General features: G+C 39.0%; 20 protein-coding genes. 8 read left to right on the top strand and 12 right to left on the bottom strand.

The window, feature by feature from the left end; translation table 11 throughout:
• Positions 1-52 precede the first annotated feature (52 nt).
• The 3 genes from B3139_RS13010 to B3139_RS13000 are packed head-to-tail and all read right to left on the bottom strand — an operon-like array spanning position 53 to position 2,497.
• Positions 53-1,141: a DegT/DnrJ/EryC1/StrS family aminotransferase gene (locus tag B3139_RS13010; RefSeq protein WP_293883759.1), complete on the bottom strand. Its 1,089-nt coding sequence runs from the start codon at positions 1,139-1,141 to the stop codon at positions 53-55.
• Positions 1,107-1,508, bottom strand: a complete 402-nt coding sequence (locus B3139_RS13005; protein WP_293883757.1) for a sugar 3,4-ketoisomerase — start codon at positions 1,506-1,508, stop codon at positions 1,107-1,109. Before B3139_RS13005 ends, B3139_RS13010 begins: the two co-directional genes overlap by 35 nt.
• Positions 1,508-2,497 (bottom strand): glycosyl transferase, encoded by a 990-nt coding sequence (locus B3139_RS13000; protein ID WP_293883755.1) that lies wholly within the window; start codon positions 2,495-2,497, stop codon positions 1,508-1,510. The genes B3139_RS13005 and B3139_RS13000 overlap by 1 nt, the downstream gene beginning before the upstream one ends.
• A gap of 126 nt (positions 2,498-2,623) precedes the next feature.
• Between B3139_RS13000 and B3139_RS12995 the strand changes: the two genes are divergently transcribed.
• Positions 2,624-3,115, top strand: a complete 492-nt coding sequence (locus tag B3139_RS12995; RefSeq protein WP_293883753.1) for a SixA phosphatase family protein — start codon at positions 2,624-2,626, stop codon at positions 3,113-3,115.
• A 322-nt stretch (positions 3,116-3,437) separates the two neighbouring features.
• Here the strand turns inward: B3139_RS12995 and B3139_RS12990 are convergent, their stop codons facing one another.
• The 4 genes from B3139_RS12990 to B3139_RS12975 all read right to left on the bottom strand — a co-directional run bounded on the left by B3139_RS12990 (position 3,438) and on the right by B3139_RS12975 (position 8,477).
• Positions 3,438-4,256, bottom strand: a complete 819-nt coding sequence (locus B3139_RS12990; protein WP_293883751.1) for a hypothetical protein — start codon at positions 4,254-4,256, stop codon at positions 3,438-3,440.
• Position 4,257: 1 nt separating this feature from the next.
• A complete protein-coding gene (locus tag B3139_RS12985) occupies positions 4,258-6,690 on the bottom strand; it encodes a TonB-dependent receptor (protein WP_293883749.1) in 2,433 nt (810 codons plus the stop codon).
• A gap of 156 nt (positions 6,691-6,846) precedes the next feature.
• Positions 6,847-7,860 carry a FecR family protein gene (locus B3139_RS12980; RefSeq protein ID WP_293883747.1) on the bottom strand — a complete coding sequence of 338 codons (1,014 nt, stop codon included), beginning with the start codon at positions 7,858-7,860 and terminating at the stop codon, positions 6,847-6,849.
• A gap of 2 nt (positions 7,861-7,862) precedes the next feature.
• A complete protein-coding gene (locus B3139_RS12975; RefSeq protein WP_293883745.1) occupies positions 7,863-8,477 on the bottom strand; it encodes an RNA polymerase sigma-70 factor in 615 nt (204 codons plus the stop codon).
• Positions 8,478-8,713: 236 nt separating this feature from the next.
• Here B3139_RS12975 and B3139_RS12970 point away from each other — a divergent pair, with 236 nt between their 5' ends.
• The 4 genes from B3139_RS12970 to B3139_RS12955 all read left to right on the top strand — a co-directional run bounded on the left by B3139_RS12970 (position 8,714) and on the right by B3139_RS12955 (position 13,377).
• On the top strand, positions 8,714-10,714 hold the full coding sequence (locus B3139_RS12970; RefSeq protein WP_293883868.1) for a thioredoxin domain-containing protein: 2,001 nt from the start codon (positions 8,714-8,716) through the stop codon (positions 10,712-10,714).
• Positions 10,715-10,750: 36 nt separating this feature from the next.
• The gene (locus B3139_RS12965) at positions 10,751-11,248 is read left to right on the top strand and encodes an FKBP-type peptidyl-prolyl cis-trans isomerase (protein ID WP_209580491.1); all 498 of its coding nucleotides are present in this window, start codon (positions 10,751-10,753) and stop codon (positions 11,246-11,248) included.
• Between the two features lie 97 nt (positions 11,249-11,345).
• Positions 11,346-12,035, top strand: a complete 690-nt coding sequence (locus tag B3139_RS12960; RefSeq protein ID WP_293883743.1) for an SMUG2 DNA glycosylase family protein — start codon at positions 11,346-11,348, stop codon at positions 12,033-12,035.
• Between the two features lie 601 nt (positions 12,036-12,636).
• Entirely contained in the window at positions 12,637-13,377 is a 741-nt protein-coding gene (locus tag B3139_RS12955) for a hypothetical protein (RefSeq protein WP_293883741.1), read from the top strand.
• 93 nt (positions 13,378-13,470) lie between these two features.
• Here the strand turns inward: B3139_RS12955 and B3139_RS12950 are convergent, their stop codons facing one another.
• Both B3139_RS12950 and B3139_RS12945 read right to left on the bottom strand, forming a co-directional pair.
• Positions 13,471-14,289 (bottom strand): Rpn family recombination-promoting nuclease/putative transposase, encoded by an 819-nt coding sequence (locus tag B3139_RS12950; protein ID WP_293883866.1) that lies wholly within the window; start codon positions 14,287-14,289, stop codon positions 13,471-13,473.
• Positions 14,290-14,501: 212 nt separating this feature from the next.
• Positions 14,502-14,963 (bottom strand): hypothetical protein, encoded by a 462-nt coding sequence (locus B3139_RS12945; protein WP_293883739.1) that lies wholly within the window; start codon positions 14,961-14,963, stop codon positions 14,502-14,504.
• A 531-nt stretch (positions 14,964-15,494) separates the two neighbouring features.
• On the opposite strand from B3139_RS12945, the gene B3139_RS12940 reads away from it, so the two are divergent.
• Positions 15,495-15,911, top strand: a complete 417-nt coding sequence (locus tag B3139_RS12940; RefSeq protein WP_293883737.1) for a helix-turn-helix domain-containing protein — start codon at positions 15,495-15,497, stop codon at positions 15,909-15,911.
• Positions 15,912-16,119: 208 nt separating this feature from the next.
• Here the strand turns inward: B3139_RS12940 and B3139_RS12935 are convergent, their stop codons facing one another.
• Positions 16,120-17,784 (bottom strand): SWIM zinc finger family protein, encoded by a 1,665-nt coding sequence (locus tag B3139_RS12935; RefSeq protein ID WP_293883735.1) that lies wholly within the window; start codon positions 17,782-17,784, stop codon positions 16,120-16,122.
• A gap of 136 nt (positions 17,785-17,920) precedes the next feature.
• On the bottom strand, positions 17,921-18,586 hold the full coding sequence (mnmD, locus tag B3139_RS12930) for a tRNA (5-methylaminomethyl-2-thiouridine)(34)-methyltransferase MnmD (protein WP_293883864.1): 666 nt from the start codon (positions 18,584-18,586) through the stop codon (positions 17,921-17,923).
• Positions 18,587-18,864: 278 nt separating this feature from the next.
• Between mnmD and B3139_RS12925 the strand changes: the two genes are divergently transcribed.
• Entirely contained in the window at positions 18,865-20,115 is a 1,251-nt protein-coding gene (locus B3139_RS12925; RefSeq protein WP_293883733.1) for a dicarboxylate/amino acid:cation symporter, read from the top strand.
• A gap of 77 nt (positions 20,116-20,192) precedes the next feature.
• Here B3139_RS12925 and B3139_RS12920 read toward each other — a convergent pair whose 3' ends face one another.
• Positions 20,193-21,152: a lipid A deacylase LpxR family protein gene (locus B3139_RS12920; RefSeq protein ID WP_293883731.1), complete on the bottom strand. Its 960-nt coding sequence runs from the start codon at positions 21,150-21,152 to the stop codon at positions 20,193-20,195.
• Between the two features lie 339 nt (positions 21,153-21,491).
• On the opposite strand from B3139_RS12920, the gene B3139_RS12915 reads away from it, so the two are divergent.
• Entirely contained in the window at positions 21,492-21,899 is a 408-nt protein-coding gene (locus tag B3139_RS12915; RefSeq protein ID WP_209580469.1) for a cytochrome c maturation protein CcmE, read from the top strand.
• Positions 21,900-21,917: the final 18 nt, after the last annotated feature.

The following is a 21,917-nucleotide window of genomic DNA, read 5'->3' as shown; positions in this document are numbered from 1 at the left end:
CTTGGAAAAATTCCACTGATAAGATCTCTGAATAAATTAATCGAAAAAAACTTTAAGAGAACTTATTCATTACCTCAACCACCTTACTAATATCCTCTTCCGTGTGTCCATAGGAAATCGGAAGACTAAGTATTGTTCGGTGAATTTCTTCTGAGATTGGATAGCTTTTGCCAAATAAAATCCCATTCATCGCTTTTTGTTGGTGTGGCGCAATAGGATAATGAATTTCTGTTCCAATACCATTATCCAATAAATACCGTTTTAACCGATCCCGTTCAGGATGACGTATCGCAAAAATATGAAAAACATCATCAAAACCAACCTGTAAAGTTGGAAGTGTAAAATCAGTTTTTAATTCATTTCGGTAAATTGCAGCTAGCTTTTGCTTATGAGTAGTAATGTCGTCTAAATATTTCAACTTTACAGATAGGAAAGACGCCTGTAACTCATCAAGCCGGGAGTTGTAACCCACTTCATCAAAGACATATTTAGCTGAAGAGCCGTAATTCCGTAATGTACGAATCGAGCTATTGATTTTTTCATCTTTACATGTTATTGCCCCTGCATCGCCCAATGCTCCTAGATTCTTTGTTGGATAAAAGCTGAATGCTCCAAAATCGCCAAATGAACCTGCCTTTTGGCCGTTATAAATAGCCCCATGCGCTTGTGCACAATCCTCGACAACTTTTAAACCATACTTTTCCGCTAGCAGTAAAATGGGATCCATGTCACACATCTTTCCATAAAGATGCACAACAAGAATAGCCTTCGTCCGTGCTGTAATAGCAGATTCAATGCTTTCGGGATCAATGTTGTAAGTATTTATATCGGGTTCTACCAAAACTGGCTTTAGGCCAACCTGCATAATAGCGAGTATCGATGCAATATAGGTATTTGCCGGAACAATGACTTCGTCGCCCGGATTAAAACCAAAATAACGTAGCGACAAAACCAGCGCGTCCAACCCAGATGCTACTCCGATACAGTGTTCAACACCACAATAGTTCGCAAATGATTGCTCAAATTGTGTAACCTGTTTTCCCAAGATATACCAGCCACCATGCAATACGTTCTGGAAAGCATTGGTATATTCCTCCATAAATCCCCTATTGACTTGCTGCAAGCTCTCGTAAGCGATCATATATAAAATAAGGTTCGTAAATATAGTCTGTTGAATCAAAATATTCGGAAGCAAGTACCATAAGAATCGCATCTTCTGAAAAGTCAAACATCTGATGCCAATCTTTGGGTTCCAAAATCAGGCATTGATCTGGTGAATTCAATTCAAAAACGCGCTCATGAATTCCATCCTGGTTATAAATAGCACAACTTCCTTTTAGACAAATCGCTGCCTGTATCGTTTGATGATGACGATGTCCACCGCGGATGGAACTATCTACGCCATAGATATAAAATATACGTTTCACATCGAAAGGAATTACTTTTTCGATCACCGTTAGATGCCCACGGTCATCGGTGAATGTTTTTAGATCAATCTGATAAGCCATTATCTTAAAAAGTAAGATTGGTGATAGTACTCTCTAAATTTGCCGAGAACATATAAATTGAACATGCGACGCAGGGAAGTTCTGATACGTGGAATTTCATTGATTTCATGCGGAACAACAACACGTGACAACGATTTTATTTCCCTTCCAGCACTGATTAATGTTCTTATGTAAGGTTTGTAAAGTAATTCTATGTCATTATCGGTCATTACATAAGTCCCTGCGGGTACAAAGGAATTTTTTTCAGCATATTTTAAGGCATGAAAGTGATAGAATATAACTGGGAATAAATGTTGACCAGCAAGTTCTTTACCCCAGACCTGACCTATTTTATGTTCAAAATCATATTGTTGGACATTCCAAGGGGCTATACCTCCACCTAGATGCTCCAAAACATGCACACCTGTGAACATTGTCGTCCATATATCCAGATATTTTTGATCACCAAATCTTCCCGGCTCTCTACGATCGTAGCACCAATCGATACAAGCTGCACGCCACCACTCCAGTACGGCAATACCCTCAGGTGAGTTTTTAAAGTAAACAAACTGTACACAATAAGTTCCGCCCGATTCACTATCTTCATACATGGGACTATACCGATGTGGTGTAATAATTACTGATGCCCCTTTAGCCTCCTCTATTAAAACGGTAGGATCAGCATAGAAAAATAAATCGGCATCCAGATAGGTACAATTGGATAAACCAAACTTTCGAATGCTATATAAAATAATTGAAGGCGTACAGGTCCAGCAATATTCGCCTGCTGTACGGGTCGGTTTTATGGCCAATAATTGCTCATCTTCAAAATCCGACAGTGGAATAATAGTTGCTTTGGCGAGTTGTAATCTTGTCAATATACTGTAGCACTCATCATCAAATGCAAAAATATAAAGATGAAAGTTCCTCGCACATTTTTCAAGCGAACGGTACATGGCCAATCCCCTTGAAAGATACAGTGAGTTAAATAGGGTGCAAAAATTATTCATATATTATGTACTTTTTCAAAACTTCGTTTATTATTATTTGTCTTCATATGCAATGACCGCTCTTTTATCAAACACAATGAAATGCAGAACAAAAGCGTTAATAGTATTGAATCAAAAATTTTAATCATGGACAACAGTAAAAAACTTTATATCATTCGACATGCCAAAGCCGAAACCATTCCCGGAATAAATGACTTTGATCGCGCATTGACATCCGAGGGCATACTACATGCAAAACAGGTAGCAGAAAAGCTAACAGCTCGGCTGACACTTAATGAAAATAGTATGGTGATCAGTTCTCCTGCCAATAGAGCCTTGCAAACTGCCCGCGTCTTTCTAGACGTCATGGGATCTCCATCATTTGATATTCAAATTGAAGAATCCATCTATGAATGCACCTACAAGCACTTACTTTCAGTCATCAATACCATCCCCGATCACATCGACCATGTTTTACTTTTTGGACACAATCCAACATTGACCGACATAGTTGAATTTCTAACCAGAAAGTCAGCTTACCTACGCACGTCGTCATACGCGGAGATTAAACTTGATGCAGGCTTTACTTTTCAAATGCTCAGCGGCAATTGTGCAGATCTTGTACAGATCGTTGATTAAAATTCCATTCAAAAAACAAATAAGCTTTAAGGGATAATCGTCTTATCTCTTCACTGTAGCTCCGAGAAGTTGATAAGACGCCCCATATTCCCCAATTTCCCTTCACTATTTCAATAATGACATCATTTTGTGGAAATAGTCCCAATACTTTTTTAGAAATTTTTATTTTTTAATCGGCCGTAATTTTCGTATCAACAGCTTCAAACAGGGCATCGAGGCTATTCAAATAATTAAATAATGGATAAGGTCAAAGTGATTTCAGCAGAAGTGTGGTCTTCCGCGGTGAAAGTATTATCACCAAGGTAAAAGATAATAATTCAGGCTACCTACTGTTTCTAATATCTTTCATCGAGATTGTCTTTTGAGTTCCATCCATGACATAAAAAAATCCCAGTGTATTACCCGAAATGTTTCCTTCCACATTAGCAGGAACCGCTGATAATAGACCTTTCCATTCTGTCTCCTGAAATAGATTGTAAAGAAACCGGGCATAACGTGTTGATACAGAAAATTTAAACACCATCAGACTATCCTTCTTTGATACCTCATAATTATAGGTACGCCCCAGCAATGTATTGAGTACGTTGGGAGCTCCCAAACGGTAGCTATAGCTAAACGGTAAACGGAAGGTAGAAATATCTTCGTCGGAAAATTTTTTTTGCGGCATAATCAACCATTTATTGGAAGATTTCATACCAAACACATGCTTACTTACCTTGACTTCCCAGTTGTTATTTAAATTGCTCTTTTCAACCGGTAAGAAAGCCTTTTCAATAGGTACAGCCGGTATTAATTGGTCCTGGGCTTGATACAGCTTACCCTTTAATGTGACCTGAAGTTCGAAAACACTTCCGACCGTGTCCTTTAAGTCAAATAGTTTGCCCATATAAAGTCCCTCTCCCAATTCTTCGAAATCGATGGTATTGGATCCATTAATAACCCGTACAGTAGCTCCCGTAATACCCACTGTCATCCCATTGGAATGCAGTCCATCCAGTTTTTTTAATTGGATATACTGTTCCTTATACATGGTATTAATTCCACCTTCAACGATCATATCATACGATTGACCTTCATCCACTATGGACTTATTACAGGCAAACAGCAGACAACAAACGATAAAAAACAAAGACACTCTCATATTAAAATCTTATGGCATAACTGATTGAAGGTACCCGTCCCGAGAACGAGTTCTTTTGGATAGCTAAGTTCCCATTGCTATCTTCCGAAAAACTATAATAAAGTGGGTTGCTTTGATCAAAGACATTATAAAAACCACAATTCAACGTATGTCGTATCCCCCCTTGCCGCTGTTTCCTACTTTCCAAGTCTACTGAGCAATTTAGGTCTAATCGACTAAATGTAGGCATTCGTTGTGAATTACGACTCGAATAAACCGGCACGTAGATTCCCTCATATTCCATAAAACCCATTGGATAAGTTAGTGGCCGCCCTGTTTGGATCGTATAGAAGCCACTGAAATGAATACTACGACCCAAATCGTAGGACAGGCTGCTTTTGAGCACATGGGGAATGTCAAAATTGGCTACATATTCCTTTCCTTTATTGATACCATTAATCTTCCTGAAAGACCTCGACCAGCTATAGAGCAGGCTACCGGACAAATTCCCAATACGTTGGTTTATGGACAATTCCACCCCATAAGCCCGCCCCTTTCCCTGCCGCAATTGCGTTTCAATAAAAGGATTGAGAATTAACTGCGCATGGTCAATCAACTCCACTTGATTTTCCATTTTTTTCCAATAGCCCTCCAATCCGATATTGCCTTTATATAACAACCTATTAACACGAAAAGAAAGCACATCTACATACTGCGGTTTTATATTTGGCCCAGCCGGCACCCATGCTTCCAAGGAAGAGAATGCAAGTTCATCATTTTGTAAGAGTTGTAAGTACTGATAGTTTCTATTGTACCCCAGACGAACGGCATAATTTGCACCTAACTTATATTGCAAAGAAAGCCGTGGCTCTACCCCATAATATGCTTTCCTCTTCTCCGCGTCATTTGCCAATGGTTTGGACTGTCCAGTACCAAGGAGATAATAACGGCCAAACGAAGTATTAAAGAAAGCATTTATCCGCGTACCAGCAATAATCCGGAATGCCGAATCCACTTTCCAGTTGAACGAGATATAGCCAGCGTAGTCAAAGGCCTTTGCCCGAAAAATATTGTCCTCGTTATTATTATTTATAGGAGATATCTCTCCTGGCTTAAAACGATGCAATATGCCCTGCAGACCAAAATCCAAGGTATGGTCCAAACCAATAAAATAACTAAAATCCGATTTCAGGCTGAAATCACGTATTCGAGTCAGCCAAATTTGATTATCAGGTGATTCAGGTTTGCTGATATCCAATTTGTTATGATAATCACTGAATATCGCAGAGAGGTTCATAAATAATCGGGCACTATGTACGTGGTTCCAACGCAAGGTGGAGGTCCAATTTCCCCAGCGATTGGTATTTTTTCGGGGGGAAACAACCTTATCCTGACCATAATACCCCGATAAATAGATACGATTTCTATTGTCAAGCGTATAATTCAACTTGATGTTATAATCGCTATAGTCCCCTTTTACATTAAACAAGCGATAATCCGTATTCAACGCGTTTGATAGACTCGTTCGTGCAGTGGCAACAAAAGCTCCTTTGCCTTTTTTAACGAAAGGTCCCTCAGCGCCTATTCGCCCGATGAGCAAACTTGCGCCACCAAAAACATGGAAGTTATTCGCATCGCCGTCTCTTGTGCTCATATCCATAATAGCAGAAAGCCGTCCACCTAAATTTGCAGGAAGTGCATCCTTATATACCTGGGTATTTTTTAAGATATCCGAATTGAAAACAGATGTCAAACCGAATAGATGCGATGGATTATAGACCACCGCCTCATCAAGCAGTATCAAGTTCTGATCTTTACCGCTACCTCTTACAAATAAATTACTCCCGCCTTCAGTCAGTCCATTAATACCGTTTTGCATCTGCAAAACCTTCATAATATCTGCCTCCCCCTTATAAAAGGCATTTCTACGCGCGCGGGGCCAATTGACTTTATCCGTAAAATGACCTGTATGTTGAACCTGCGTGGATGAATCTATATCCACTATAACCTCTTTTAAGTTCAAATCCGCAGCGGCAAGTTTAACGAGTAAATAACCATCCTCCAATTGAGAACTTAACCGAATAGATCGGGGCTTATATCCCAAATAACTGACAAAACAGCTATAATCATCCTGAGGAAGAGTAAGCGAATAAAATCCATATTTGTTACTTAAACTGCTTTTGTTCTTTTCGGGGATTATTAAAGTGGCACCAATCAGACTTTCTCCGGTCAAACTGTCCACAACCCTTCCTTTGATGGTGAAAGTTTTATCTTCAGGATAAAAAATCAATGCCCTATTGATCACTGTAAAACCAATTTTCGAGCCCTTCAGCAAATAGTCAAGGACATCTTCCAGACTAGATTTGTTGAAGTTCCTACCATAAATAATATTCCTGTTAAAGATCTGCTCGTCATAAGACATGGACACCTCATAATCTTTATGAATTTCCGTCAAAATCTGAATAATCTCCTTATTTTTAGTATCAATGGAAACCTTTATATCCGAAAGACTGCTTTGGCTAAATGATTTTAAACACGTGAAAATAAGTAGCCCGAAAAAAAAGAGAAAACGAAATAGAACTACACCCTTCATTGCAATAATCCCAAGCTCCTATTCGTAGATATTGTATCCTTTTTTACTCGATTTCCATTTCACATTTAAAGTCTTGGAAAGGATCTGCACAATTTCACTTAGTGATTGACCATCGAAATACATGCTGAGCTTCCGCGCTTTCAAATTATCACCAACCACAACAATATTAGTTTGAAAACGCTTTTCAAGATCCGAACAGATACTGTCCAGGCGCTCGTTGGAGTAACTGAGTTTCTGTGCTACTTTATAGACTTTGTCTAACTCATCGACGTTAACTTTTGATAGTGCAGCGGTCTCTTTTTTAAAGAAGCCCTTCTCGTTCTTTTGCAGGATAAGTTCTTTTGCTGCATCTCCTTTTCCATTACTCAAAGCCACAGTACCTTCTTTCACCAGCACCTCTACACCCCCTGCTAATAAATTAATTTCAAAAGATGTACCGATATCACGCACATAATTATTTGCCAGTTCGACCACGAAAGAAGAAGTTCGCACATGCTTTACGTCAAAAAGTGCCTTCCCCTTCTTTAATGCAACAACCCGCTGCCGATTAAATGTGCGTTTATTAAACGAAGCCTCTGCCCCTGCATGCAATACCATTACGGAACTGTCGGGCAGCAATATATGCTCCTGTCCGGCTATCCCATATAATTGGATCTCATATCCCATCCAGCGGTCAAAGTTCAGATAGCAGACAAAACCAACTATCAACAATACGGCTGCAACCACAAATTTCATCCAGGGTTGCAATATCGTACCGATTGGTATAGAGATCTCTTGGTCCTGGACAATGGCTTCTTTATCCAGTTGTAGTTTAAACTTATTCCATTGACTATTGGTATCTACATTTTTATAGAGTTCCAATGCAATAAAGTCATCGGATATCGTTCTGATTTCATCATATAATCGATGGTTCTCCGTATCTTCAGAAATCCAACGTTCAAGTAACACCCCTTCCCTTTTGGAAATAGTCCCATCCATCTCTTTCTGAATCAAGTCATAAGGAATAAATCTTGAAGTATTGTTTTCTTCCATATCTATAAGATAATAAACTGAACAAAAAGTCCCAATGAAAAAAAGAAAGAGCCGATTAGCAGCAACAGAAATGTATTTTGCTTGGCCAAAGCCACCCGAATTTTATCGTAAGCAATCGTCAGATGATTTTTTACGGTTTTAATGGAAATTCCCAATTGATCCGCGATTTCCTGTTGTTTCATCTTATCATACTTACTCATCAGAACGATTTTTCGACACTGTGGAGGTAAACTCTCCAGAATACTTTCAATCATCAGCAGTTTAGATTCATATAGCGTAGCGAGATCGGCCTGATCTTCATCGTCTGTCAGATCCAAATCTTTGATATAATCATTATTTCGATCCAGTAAGCGCTGGTTCTTTTTGAGTTGAGTAAGTGAAAGGTTGATCACACTACGTGACAGGTAGGCTCCTAATGATTGATTAATAGTTAGCTTGCTGGCATTTTCCCATAACGTCATAAATACATCATTGGCCAATTCCTCGGCGATTGTTTCATCTCTCACGTACCGAAAAGATAAGATATATAATTTACGGAAATAGGCTTTATAAATAGCCTCAAAAGCATCTTTATCTTTCTGAACTATCTTCTTAAGCTGGTCAACGTCGTTTGACATAGGACTTCGGTAACGCTAATAATAATCGTGTGTAAAAGTAATCAATTTCATGAAATTCAGCTATTCTTATGGAAATGAAAAAATAAAAGTTCCTTACCCTTCAATCGAAGTATAGCTCAAGGCAACACTCTAACTAACAAGAAGATTTCTTCTTCCTAACACTCCTTCCTTAGACGGAAAAACAGAAAGCTATGCTACAACAACCATCTTTACTCCATTTTCACTATCTTCGTCTTATGGCGAATCAATTGCAATTTGAACATTCACCGTACCTTAAGCAGCACGCACACAATCCGGTAGATTGGATGCCCTGGGGGCCGGAAGCTTTAAAAAAAGCAAAAGACGAAAATAAACTGATTATCGTAAGCATTGGCTACTCCGCTTGCCATTGGTGCCATGTGATGGAGCGCGAAAGTTTCGAAAACTCTGCCATCGCCCAGACCATGAATAAATTCTTTGTCTCGATCAAAATCGATCGTGAAGAACGCCCCGACATTGACCAAGTTTATATGTTAGCTGTCCAATTGATGACGAATGCGGGCGGATGGCCTTTGAACTGTATCTGTTTACCAGATGGTCGCCCGATTTATGGCGGCACCTATTTTAAACCGCACGACTGGCAAAACATCCTGTTACAAATTGCTCAAATGTGGGAAGAGAAACCCGAAGTCGCGTTCGAGTATGCCGAAAAGTTAAACAACGGTATTCAAAGGGCTGAAAAACTACCTATCCACTCCATTCCAGATCAGTATAGTAGGGAAGACTTACTGGAAATTGTAACACCATGGACCGAAACTTTCGATAAAAAAGAAGGCGGTTATCAAAGAGCACCAAAATTTCCACTACCAAACAATTGGCTGTTTTTTCTAAAATATGGGGTGCTCTCAGATGATAAAGAGATCTTGAACCACGTGCATTTTACATTGAAAAAAATCGGATCTGGCGGTATATATGACCAGATTGGCGGTGGCTTTGCACGGTACTCAGTCGATCACTACTGGCATATCCCCCATTTTGAAAAAATGCTCTATGACAACGGGCAATTGCTATCCTTATATGCGGAAGCTTATCAGCAAAACCGCGATCCATTCTATAAACGAATTATCGAAGAAACGATTGCTTGGGCCGAACGGGAGATGCTTGCCTCCAATCATGGTTTCTACAGCGCACTTGATGCCGACAGTGAAGGTGTTGAAGGAAAATACTATGCATTTTCCAAAGCTGAATTTGATAGCGTACTGGGCAAAGACGCTGGCTTATTTAGTCAATACTTTAATATTACAGAATCGGGAAACTGGGAGGAAGAGCAAACGAATATTCCTATTTGCGCCATAAATGCAGATCAGTTAGCTGCAAAGGTCAATATGTCAGCTGACGAATGGGCAGAGTTTCTAAAAGATTCAAAGAAAAAATTATACGACTTTCGCGAAAAAAGAGTACGCCCGGGACTGGACCATAAACAATTGACTTCTTGGAATGCCTTATTCTTAAAAGGACTCGTAGATGCCTACACCAGTCTGGACAACATACATTTTCTGGAACTAGCTTTGAATAATGCACAATTTATATGTAATGAACTTATCCAAAACAATGGGCAATTATTGCATCAGCCAAAAGATAAAAATAGAGCGATTGCAGGCTTCCTCGATGATTATGCATTCACGGTTGAAGCGTTCATAGTATTGTATGAGGCTACATTTGACTTCAATTGGTTAACCAAAGCAAGACAGCTTGCTGACAAAGCTATTGTCTTATTTTACGATGGATCGCAAAAAACTTTTTATTATACATCGTCGGAAGCGGAGCAACTCATCGCGCGAAAAAGCGAAATCATGGATAATGTAATCCCATCTTCTTTATCAACCATGACCCGTCAACTGAAACGTCTAGGTCTGCTTTTTGATGATGAAAATTATATCGCCATATCAGACCAATTGTTGGCGAATGTATTCCCTCAAATCAAGACTTATGGTTCAGCCTATTCAAATTGGGCAATATTATTGCTAGAAGAAAGGTATGGAATCAATGAAATTGCATTGACGGGTAATCAAGCGATGGCTTTTAAACATGAGCTCGATCAATATTATATTCCAAATAAAATTGTTCTTGGCGGTACAGAAGAAAATCTTCCACTTCTAAAACATAGGGTTGGAAAGGAGACAAAAGCTTATCTTTGTAAAAATAGGACCTGCAGTCTGCCTCAGGATTCAATAAAAGCGTTAATAAATTATATTTAATAAACGGTAGCCTCGGCTTCCAAAAATCAAAATCAGATGGCTATAAAAGCAAACGACGTCGTAGCATTGACGTACAGACTTCACACAGTAGAAAACGGTGAAAAAGTTTTCGTTGAAGAAACAACTGCAGAACAACCTTTAGATTTCTTATATGGTGTAGGTATGATGTTGCCTAAATTTGAAGAAAACATCGCAGATTTAAACATTGGTGATAAAATTTCATTTGAATTGGCACCTGATGATGCTTACGGTCAAAAAGACGAAAGAGCATTTGCACAGTTGCCAGTAGATATGTTCAAAGAAACAGGATTACCTCCAGTGGGAGAAGTATTACCTTTGCAAGACAACCAAGGAAACCAATTCCGCGCTGTGGTAGCTGAAGTTACTCCAGAAATTGTTGTTGCTGACTTAAACCACCCAATGGCTGGTAAAACATTAAATTTCGATATCGAAATCTTAACTGTACGTCCTGCTACTGAAGAAGAATTGTCTCATGGACACTCACATGGTGTAGACGGTACACAAGGTCACTAATCGTGGCCTTGATAAATGCATAAAATAGGGCGCCAAAATGGCGCCCTATTTTATTTATAACTTTTTAAAAATTATCCTGTCTCCAAACACAATCGATATGCTGACATTTGCGGAAAAAGTAGTTTTATTTAATAAACAACTTCATTATAAGGGAAACCTACCTTCAGGGTTCAATGTCATTAATCCCTACCTCGATAATCCCGAGACATTGGTGGTGATGGAACAGTTTTACCAAAAATTTTACCAGGATAACTTACAAAGAAAATTCATTATAGGCATTAATCCGAGCAGACATGGCGCAGGAGTAACGGGTGTTCCTTTTACCGACACGAAAAGATTAGCTAGCGCATGTGGAATAAAAATGCATTCAGCACATACCCATGAAATATCCTCTGTTTTCATATACGATATGATCGAAGCCTATGGAGGACCAAGTATTTTCTACAAACAGTTTTATATCAATTCACCTTTTCCACTGGCAATTGTCCGTGAGACAAATCCCAACAACTGGATCAATGCAAACTACTATGACGATAAGCAGCTTTTTGAAATGGTGAAGCCATTTATGGTTGAATCCCTAAAACAACATATCGCTATGGGGCTCGAAACAGAGGAAGTATTTGTCCTTGGAAAGAAAAACGCAACCTTCCTCGCAAAAATCAACAAAGAAGAGAAATTATTTGGAGAGATGATTATTCTGGATCATCCCCGCTATATCCAACAATATAAATCAAAGGACAAACAACACTATATTGACAATTATATCCGATTATTAAGTGGACTATAAAATATGGATAAACATGTTAATTAACTGATAAACAAAATCTGTTGTGTTAATAAGTAGTATCAGCTTTTAAGAAGATATTTGCTTTTATATAATCTCCATTGTAAATTCATATCAATAGGTAACCTATATACTGTTTTACCGTTATTATTTTTAATCAGAGAGTCCGTGTTCTATACGCTATTTCATTCTCCTTCGACAATTATTCGAGGCCTCTTCGGGCCTTATTCGTACTTGCTAGCACATAAGAGTGTTTTCCAACAGCCTTGCTACCGCCTTATCTCCGAGTCTAACTCGGACTCACCACGGACTCATGTCGCGCTCACCACAGATTCATCTCGACTAGGGGGTGGAGTGGTATCGAAGCAGATACGATGCTGCATCGAACCTCCATTGAACCTCCATTGAAGCAGCAGTTTTAAACCCATACCAAATTCGAAAAAGATCCTTACCCGTGTCACTAATAAAAATAGCCAATGCAATTTTCATAATAGGCTTTTACTAGCTATTATGAATTTAATAATTGTTGGCAAAAGCCAATTTCAAATCTCCCAAAAATAAACAATTATTTGGCTTTCAGTATTTTAATTTGCAAATTCAAAATATGGCTATACTAGAGAACGGAAATCTAAAAGGCTTGGTTGGAAACCTTGTCTTTCGAAAATCAAATGAAAAAACTATTGTGCAGACTGCCCCAGGACGTAAAACAAAACAAACGAAGGGCACAAAATCAGCTGCTACAGATTTTGGTCATGCGAGTACTGCAGGATCCCGCATACGACATGTAATGGGAGAAGTTCACCTCAAATTGCACGATAGCAATATGCACAATCGCCTCATCAATCAGTTGAAAAGAGTCACCCGCCCAAATAGAGCGCCTCTGGGTGAAAAGACGATTCGAGGCGGAAATATCGATCGGATAGTAAACTTTCAATTCAACGACAAATGCCATATGCATGACTACATGCATTTTGATCCAGAAATAAAATTGTTGGATAAAAAACAAATTGCCATAAAGTTCCCAAAATTTGACATGCAAAACGATATTCATCGTCCAAAATACTGTAATCTCATGAAGATAAATCTGATGATTGTCGTATTTAATTTCGAAAAACAGATCTATGTCCGTAGCCACAAACACCAAATTCCGTTGAGCTTACAGGCAGATCCTAGAACTGTTGAATTGGAAGAATTACGATTTGATGTGAACGATCGAGATGCTGAGACCGTACTTATTGGAATGAATATCGAATACTATGAAAGATTTCGCGAAGATTATGCCCTGCTAAATAGTAAAGATCTGCATCCTGCGGCAATTGTCGGTGCATTTATTATTGAATTTTAAAAGCAAAATATAGACATAGGCACTATAGAGAAAGAAATACCTTAATTGTTTATTATTGATATCACCAAAGAGGCGATTCGATTAAACACGCTATTACAATTTCTCAATCTCCTCAATTGACAATCCTATAATATCAGCTATGACCTTGGAATCAAAACCGCTCTTCAACATCTTTAAGGCTGAGATTCGCTTCTCAGCTTCAGCCTTCGCTCGTTCCTCTTGCCGACCTTTTTCTATTCCCTTTTCCATGCCTTTTTTAATGCCTTTTTCCATGCCTATACGTTCCGCTGTAAGGCGAATGCTTTCCGCATCTCTTTTATCCTTAAGGCTCAATTCATATGCTTTCATATCTTCTGAATTTAGATTTGACACCTCTCCTATGTCAAAGATAAGACCAAAGACACGCTTATCCAAAAATTTCGGTATTTCATTGAGTTTAGACATATCTTTGAAAAGATAAAGCCACATGTCCATAAAACTTTTTATCTCAACCTCCTCTTTGCGAAAATTAGGCAAACAAAGAAGTTTAAAGCCTAACTTATCGTAAAACTGTTCACCTTTCTCACGATCACAAAGTACCACATCATAATAGTATCGATCATTATCAATGTTATCCAATGCAAAATTAAGAATACCAATGAAATAAACTTCTGGTAACTCATAGGTATTTCCGCTATGTCCGCGTGGAACTAATGTATGTATAAGACGCGAGCTGTAATAAACCATACGATCACGGAAAAAATCTTGGGGAAGTTGTTGCATTTCGATAATGAAATGACTATTGTCATCACTGGTACAATAGAGGTCAAAAATGACTTTACGATTGTGTTCCTGTTCACCACTACGCTCTGTGGGACGATATTCCAGATCGCGAATAACTTTTTCCCCAGCAAATAGGCCGTTAAAGGAAATGGATCAGATTTTCTTTACCACTTCTTGGGCCAAAGTACAGTTTCATGCCAAAATCGGTACACATATCCACATATTTGCCCAATGAAAGGCGACTATGCAGGCTTCTAGCAACTTCAATAGATGCTCATAAGTTTTTAGCGGAGTATCATCTACGGTCCATTCATATAAACTTTCATTTCTCGCTATACATTCTTTGTAATCATCAAAAAGATTCAGCCAAGACGATAAATCCATTTGCAAAAAAAAATTCTGAAAGGCACCGTGAAGTTTTGCACCTCTTCTCGGTTTAACTGGGTAAAGTTATAATCGAAATGTGCCAAATGATGATTGAGCTTTTCGTCATCCTGATGCCGATATTTTTTCAAACAGCGATAAGGGTTTTTTAGCCATTTAATATCTATCCATTCTTCTTCATAGTTCAACCGCTTTTTATGGTGTAAAAAATAGTGACATCCCTTAACGAGCAGAATAAGTTTATCTAAAGTCGTCGTTAATTGACGCTGCTCTTCATCCGTTTTTTGAGATCTGGATGTTAGTTCTTGGAATAAATTCCATAGTCTTTCGCGAAACGACTCAAAGCTTTCAAACTCAAAAGCCTCTACTATTCCGCCCTCTAAGAAGAACCACTGGGGCTCTAATTCACATTCCGGATTTTTGAGATATAAATTGTCCATAATATTACATTTTATTTTCTACCTTATCAGCGATATTGATTTGTTTTAGTGTTTCCGCTTAGCCTTTAGTTAACCAAACATTTGATTGATCTGCTTTTTGGAATACATAGGCAGTCCATATTCGCAAGCAAGAAAAAATTTATTAGCAGCCTCCGTTGTTTAGCAGTAGCTGAGTTATGATGGGAATAGCTTAACATCCACATAAAGTCGTTTAACAGTTTTTCTACTTTAACATGGAGTATCGCACATAACATTCTGAGATTACTTGGAATATCCAATTTGAGGTCTCTAACCTTTGAACCATACATTTCGTCGATTTCGGCATACTTATGATACATGTCTACCGTTACCTTTCTTCTTCATATCAAGTCTATTTTGATTTGCACAAATAAACACATCTCTATCTACGTACCGAACCAAAACCACTTGTAAAATACCTAGCATAGTTTGTATCACACTAGGATTTCTTGTTTTGTACCATCTAAAGATATTTCGTATCTTAAACACTTAATATTTGCTAACTTTGGATTTATGAGTACAACCAGCACCACAAACCATATAGGAAGAAAAATCTGTCGTATCCGCGAACTTAGGGGAATGAAACAAGAAGCTTTAGCATTCGAATTAGGTGTAAGTCAACAAGCTGTATCCAATATGGAACGTAGTCCTGAGATAGAAGTAAGTGTATTGGCTCAGGTAGCGGCAGCATTAGGCGTTACGCCAGAAGCCATTGAGAATTTTGATGAAGAAGCAGTGTTTAATATTATAAATAACACTTTTACAAGCCACGACACATCTACACTAAATGCAATAAATATACATCCGAACTTTAATCCGCTTGATAAACTCATCGAAGCATATGAAGAAAATAAAAGGCTCTACGAACGCCTTTTAGAAGCCGAAAAAGCTAAGGTGGAGTATTTAGAAAGGCTGCTAAAGAATCAATAATCCATTATCTAAAGCGATTTGATATGGAATGTTATCAGACGGAATTAATGATATAAATCCACGAAGTTTATGAAAAGCGGAGAATAAGCAGTTTATTCTCCGCTTTTTTGCGATAAATAACCCACATATTTACCGCATATACTTTAGAGATCGATGAAAATTAATTGCTAAACAATTTCAGCCTGATTAAAAAGTTTAGAAATAAATATTATTTCAGACTCTCCAATCTACTATAGACCATTGCCTTAAAAGTTCGTTGATGGCTCGACCACGCGTCTGGCTTGAACAATATCTTAATGACATCGCTTTCATAATTATCGGTTATCTTGAGAATCAGTTGTTCAAGTGCGGATGGATCCGTACGATAATCAATCTGTACATTAGCTGCGATAGCACGCAAGAATCTTAGCTTATCGTGGGCATAAAGATATTTCCAAAATTTCAGCAGTACAGAAGGACGAACACGATAATCTATCACCTCAAGCATTTTTTTATAATTCTTTTCATATTCCAATATCCTGAAATACAGCTCATCATACCCTGCATATTCCATATTATTGCGAAGCATACTCAATGTCCTCGTCCTAAATTTCTTATTGAGCTCTTCATCGTTGGAATGATCCATGATAAAAACGTAATCAACAATATTCGGAGCACTTGAAAATTTTTCCATTTTAATAGAGGCAAGCTTGCTAAAATCTCCACTATTCGCGTATATGTCCTCTAAAATCTCCAAAAAAGGATCATTATAAGTTGAATTTACATTGCCAGCGATCACCCTGTTGCAATAATCAATCGCTTTGTTGGGATCATGACCTCTTATTGCTTCTATTAATTTCAAATTATACTTAGCTTCCCATTGGCGGGGTACAAAATAATCAGCACTGTCGTCAAACATATTATTCTCAAGCAATACATCTAAAAAGAAGCTATCAACCGCTACGGACATGTGATAGCGCCCTTCTAACAGGGAGATGATCAGATCTTTTATTTTGTCGGCCAGTAAACGTTTCCGTTCTATGGAAGAACTTTCATAGATCTGTATAAACAACTCCAACATACCCCCCTGTGCGTTTTCCGCCGCCCACATTTTATCCCAATACGCATTGGTCAATGCGACCCACTGTATGTCAGAATCAACATGAGCAATGATTCCAGCGATTTTCAAATTTCCGGTTTCAATAAACTTTCTAAAACGCGTACCGGTATAGAAAACGCTATATTCAAGATCTAAAACAGTATTGTAGACTGCCGACAACAGATGGATGATCTTTTCATTTCCTATATTCAAGGCTAAATACTCCCAAAAAGGCTCAAGTGCCTTTTCCCATAATTGTACTATTTTTTTAACTTCTGACGCTTCTATCTTCTTCCGCTTGCCTACTACTGAAACAACAGTATCTTTTAAAATCTTAGCGACATCTGTCTCTTTATATTCCTGCTTATTTTTCCCGAATTTCATCAGAAACTGTAATTCAATATCTTTATTGGATTTGAAAAGCTCCAACAGCCAGGAGGCTAACACTTCCTGTTCTAACATGAGTAGTAGTTGTTCACTTTCCTTCACCTTCTTTCCCTTGGCTGGCTTACTGCTTTTTTTCGTAGCTGAAGGGCTCTCCTTTTCTGACGAGAGCATCAGAAGTATGGCGATCTGATGTATACAATAACTATCCCTACGCCCACAGTCGCAAGAATGACCGACAACAACTTCTTTATCCAACTGGACATTAATATCATAAGATTCCTCCCCCTCATCTACATAAGCCACAAAATTTCCTTTTACCTCAACTTCTTCCAATTCACGAACGATGAGTTTTTTAGCTTGTGTAAGCTTAGTTTCACTCTGTTTAGCTAAGATCTGTGCTATTCTCATTTTGATTTTTATTTCTACCCAACTAGTTATTGCTATCACCTGTCACCGACATACCATCGCTCATTCCAACCGTCTTAGTGCGCGCATACTAATTTATATTCTCTTTCTCCCATAGACATATAGGACAGTAAGCTTCTTAAAGTTTTGTCGCCCGTAACATTTCCCTTTTTCCAGGTGCGCCGGGAGCCTTCTCAATAGAAAAGCCCAAAGATTTCATACTACGTTTAAGATTACCCGTAATCGCATAAGTCACAAAGACTCCCCCCGGTTTAACAAATTGCGCGACATGTGCTAATGCCGCATCGTTCCACATTTCGGGCTGATGTATGGCAGCAAAAGCATCAAAATACACGACGTCAAATTGTTTTTCTGTTTGAAAATCCATCAATAAAGTATGAGCAATAGTGAGTCGTAAACGTTCATGAACTTGCACCTCCTGCTGCAATGCTACTTCATAGCAATTCAGGTAAGCTGACCACACAGTTGGATTCACGGTCTCGTTATATCCTGTCTCGGCAATGGTCGTAAGTGGCAAAGGGAAACCTTCAATTCCTACATAGTCTATCTGAAATGGCCTGTCCCGAATGAAATCGGCTGTCTGAAGAAAGTTAAGTCCGGTACCAAATCCTACTTCCAGGATAGCAACATCCGAAGCCCCTGTCTTTTGCACATAGTGATCCAAACCTGTTTTGATAAAAACATGCTTACTTTCCTGTACGGCCCCATGCGTTGAATGATAACATTCGCCGATCTCGGCATTGTACAATGTCTTCGAGCCATCTCCGGTCGTTACAAAATTCATTTTTCTCATACTCATTATTAAAAATCTAATAACCTTATCTCCCTCCCCCAACAAGACATCAATAAGGTCTTCATGAATCTTCGGACACACTCGACACAAAACGCCTCCATATTCCACCTTTCTCCCTGCAACCGCGACGGTATGCTATCAGAAGATTCGTTCAAAGATAAAAAGCCAGTTCGAATAAACTCCAATTAATCTTTATCAAAGCGTAAAATGAAAATAATGGATAAAAAGATTATTTTAGCGCCGTAAACACGAAACAATCACTGAACCTAATGGCATACTCGGCAAAAACTTTTATACAGAACTACGGCAGCATCTTACTGCTGCTTCTTGGCATCAGTATCGGAAGTTTAATTGGCATCTTTTTCCCACATTTTGTGGATAACCTTAAGCCAATTGGGGATATCTTTCTAAACCTGCTCTTCGTCAGTGTTATACCCTTGGTCTTTTTCGCAATAGCTTCATCTGTCGCCAATATTGAAGGTGACAGTGTGTTGGGCAGAATTATTGGCATGATGTCATTCGTATTTGTTCTCGGTATTGTCGTTGCAGGAGTATCGACCATATTCTTCCTCTACCTATTTCCCGTAGACGCTCCGCTCGCCATCGAACAGGCAAACAATATCATGGATACAGCCATTCATGATTCCTGGGGTGAAAAAATGGTTCGATTCCTGACTGTTAGTGAATTTTCCAGTCTCTTATCCCGGCAGAATATGCTTGCCTTTGTGATATTCTCATTTTTAGTAGGCATCGCCACACGCAGATCTGGCGCTTCCGCTGATATATTCCGAAAATTCATCAACTCCGGAAATGCCGTCATGGGCAATTTACTGGTCATGGTCATGAAACTGGCTCCGATAGGTCTCGGCGCTTACTTTGCCTATCAAGTCGGTACCCTTGGCCCACAGCTGTTTGGCTTCTATGCCAAACCCATTGGCCTCTATTATATCTTTGGGGTACTCTACTTCTTCATAGTATTTAGTGTTTTTGCCTTTCTTGCATCTGGGCTCAAAGGTGTCAAACGCTATTGGAAAAACAATATTTTACCTTCGCTGACTGCCCTCAGCAGCTGCAGCAGTCTTGCGACCATGCCGGCCAACTTACTGGCAGCAAAACAAATTGGCATACCCGATACGGTAGCCAGCGTCGTCATCCCTTTGGGCACGACCTTACATAAACATGGTTCCGCCATCGCCTGTATCTTTAAAATTTACATTGCGCTGCTGTTGAGTGGACAAGAGTTCTTTGAACCAAGCAATATGATCATGGCGGTGGGGATCACTTTGTTGGTCAGCATCGTTGCCGGCGGTATTCCAAACGGGGGATATATCGGTGAGATGCTCATCATATCGGTTTATCAAATGCCGACTGAGGTCATTCCTTCAATTATGATCATTGCGACATTGGTAGATCCGTTGGCGACGATGCTCAACGCGACCGGCGATACGGTCGCGGCAATGCTTACTACTCGGCTAATCGGACAAAAATTGGCAGATCCTGTAGTAGCAAATCAGGTTTAAAACCTGAAAATACAAGTTATTCAGCCCAAGGTCAGTCCATGGGTTAATATCAGTGGAAATGGTCTTTGCCAAATGCACTAAAAGCGGTAGGCAAAGAATAACTGTCCGTATTGATGTCGATGGAATACAGACTTAAGCTCCTTGGAATTGAAAATATAATTAATGCCGTAATTAACCTTATGGTCAGACCAGTTGAATCCGACGCGATGACTGAGCATCCAAGGTTCAATCTGATATAATCCACCAATCGGATCATCTTTCCCCATTCCCCCTTGTATAGTGGAATTATAAAAAACCCGCGTCAAACTAGGCTGATAGACAAAATACCATTCCTTTTCGTTGTTACTTCTGGCCTGCGTCAGATGTCCACGGGTAAAGGTCGAAGCATGGTACGATTTGAGTTTACCTGCACGTATCGGAATTCCTGCCTCGATATTGGTGTTGTTCATGCCCAGCACACCTCTTCCCATCACGCCAAGATCGAAGGACTGCGAATCATTCCGGTAAATTCCTTTAAGATATTTAGCCTGCATATCCACACCAAATGCATTGCGCAACTCCGTTTCCCAACCTGTGGCCTCATACAGTCCAAAAAGATGATGAATAAACTTCTGTGCTTCTTCACCATACGATCTGGAGCCGATTTGCCCAAATTCCACCTTTACTTCTATAACTTGATCCGCCTTTAGAAACCGCGTTGCACCTGCGCTTAAATAAAGGTAACCTGCAAAAGGCCGGTCATATGTCCTATTTTGCCGACGATAGTCCAGCATGCTAACACCGTTATAGATTCGTTGTCCAAGTTCAAAGTCCAATACAGTATTGGAGATCTCCGCGTTGCTCCCATTCCGTATTGCCACGCGATAATTGACATTGATACCATTCGTATAATACCTATCCTGCCCCACCAAGAGGTAAACATCATTATCGTTTTGAATGGAAAGTTCCTGATTACGGAATTTCACCTGCCCAAACACAAGAAAACACGAAGATAAAAGGGGCAACAGGAGCCCTAAGGATCGCAAACCAACACTCATATTAACAGGCAATTGTAAAATTCACGCGAAATCATTGGAACCAAAAAAGCAAATCATACATCAAATTATTGAAAAGCATTGGTATACGTCATATTTTTCAAACTAATTTAAACTATTTAGAATAGATATAAATAATATGGAAAAGTTGCATTATTCCTTTCTTAGCGAATCTATTTGTAATTTTGCATTCGATTAGGTGTCAAATGTAAGAAATTCGGGATTTTTATAAGAAGTAATCTAAATATTTTACCCAGTTAACATCGTCACCAAGAACAACGAAACCGAGTGAAACGATTTATGTTTTCGATGGAATCAAACACTTATAAATAAGTAAATACAATGAAAAAAAGTTCAATTATTCTAATCGCTATCATCGCTGTCGCCATTGCCATGATACTTGTTATCTACACCGATTCAAGTACGTATTCGACATTTACCGAAGCTAAGGAAAAGAAAACCGAACTGTACGTGGTAGGTCAATTAAATAAGGAAAAAGCGCTTCATTATGACCCTAAGACCGACGCCAACAGATTCTCGTTTTTCATGTACGACAATGATGGTACAGAGTGTGAAGTGATTTTTAAGGGTGCCAAACCTCAGGATATTGAACGTTCAGAGCAAATTGTATTGACCGGTAAAATGGATGGAAATGTGTTTAGGGCAAGTAAGATCTTAATGAAATGTCCGTCAAAATATAACGATAAATCGGTCGTTACCGAGATCAATGCGACTGCTTTCAATAATTAATTCGTAAAATCAATTTTC

The organism is Sphingobacterium sp. UBA1498 (assembly GCF_002325125.1).
Lineage (GTDB): Bacteria > Bacteroidota > Bacteroidia > Sphingobacteriales > Sphingobacteriaceae > Sphingobacterium.
The sequence above is the reverse complement of the archived record's forward strand: the minus strand, read 5'-3'. Positions and strand labels throughout refer to the sequence as shown.

Coding starts and splice junctions, on each gene's coding strand:
- B3139_RS13010 (WP_293883759.1), bottom strand. CDS start 1,141: ATGATCGCTTACGAGAGCTTGCAGCAAGTCAATAGGGGATTTATGGAG.
- B3139_RS13005 (WP_293883757.1), bottom strand. CDS start 1,508: ATGGCTTATCAGATTGATCTAAAAACATTCACCGATGACCGTGGGCAT.
- B3139_RS13000 (WP_293883755.1), bottom strand. CDS start 2,497: ATGAATAATTTTTGCACCCTATTTAACTCACTGTATCTTTCAAGGGGA.
- B3139_RS12995 (WP_293883753.1), top strand. CDS start 2,624: ATGGACAACAGTAAAAAACTTTATATCATTCGACATGCCAAAGCCGAA.
- B3139_RS12990 (WP_293883751.1), bottom strand. CDS start 4,256: ATGAGAGTGTCTTTGTTTTTTATCGTTTGTTGTCTGCTGTTTGCCTGT.
- B3139_RS12980 (WP_293883747.1), bottom strand. CDS start 7,860: ATGGAAGAAAACAATACTTCAAGATTTATTCCTTATGACTTGATTCAG.
- B3139_RS12975 (WP_293883745.1), bottom strand. CDS start 8,477: ATGTCAAACGACGTTGACCAGCTTAAGAAGATAGTTCAGAAAGATAAA.
- B3139_RS12970 (WP_293883868.1), top strand. CDS start 8,714: ATGGCGAATCAATTGCAATTTGAACATTCACCGTACCTTAAGCAGCAC.
- B3139_RS12965 (WP_209580491.1), top strand. CDS start 10,751: ATGGCTATAAAAGCAAACGACGTCGTAGCATTGACGTACAGACTTCAC.
- B3139_RS12960 (WP_293883743.1), top strand. CDS start 11,346: ATGCTGACATTTGCGGAAAAAGTAGTTTTATTTAATAAACAACTTCAT.
- B3139_RS12955 (WP_293883741.1), top strand. CDS start 12,637: ATGGCTATACTAGAGAACGGAAATCTAAAAGGCTTGGTTGGAAACCTT.
- B3139_RS12945 (WP_293883739.1), bottom strand. CDS start 14,963: ATGGACAATTTATATCTCAAAAATCCGGAATGTGAATTAGAGCCCCAG.
- B3139_RS12940 (WP_293883737.1), top strand. CDS start 15,495: ATGAGTACAACCAGCACCACAAACCATATAGGAAGAAAAATCTGTCGT.
- B3139_RS12935 (WP_293883735.1), bottom strand. CDS start 17,784: ATGAGAATAGCACAGATCTTAGCTAAACAGAGTGAAACTAAGCTTACA.
- mnmD (WP_293883864.1), bottom strand. CDS start 18,586: ATGAATTTTGTAACGACCGGAGATGGCTCGAAGACATTGTACAATGCC.
- B3139_RS12925 (WP_293883733.1), top strand. CDS start 18,865: ATGGCATACTCGGCAAAAACTTTTATACAGAACTACGGCAGCATCTTA.
- B3139_RS12920 (WP_293883731.1), bottom strand. CDS start 21,152: ATGAGTGTTGGTTTGCGATCCTTAGGGCTCCTGTTGCCCCTTTTATCT.
- B3139_RS12915 (WP_209580469.1), top strand. CDS start 21,492: ATGAAAAAAAGTTCAATTATTCTAATCGCTATCATCGCTGTCGCCATT.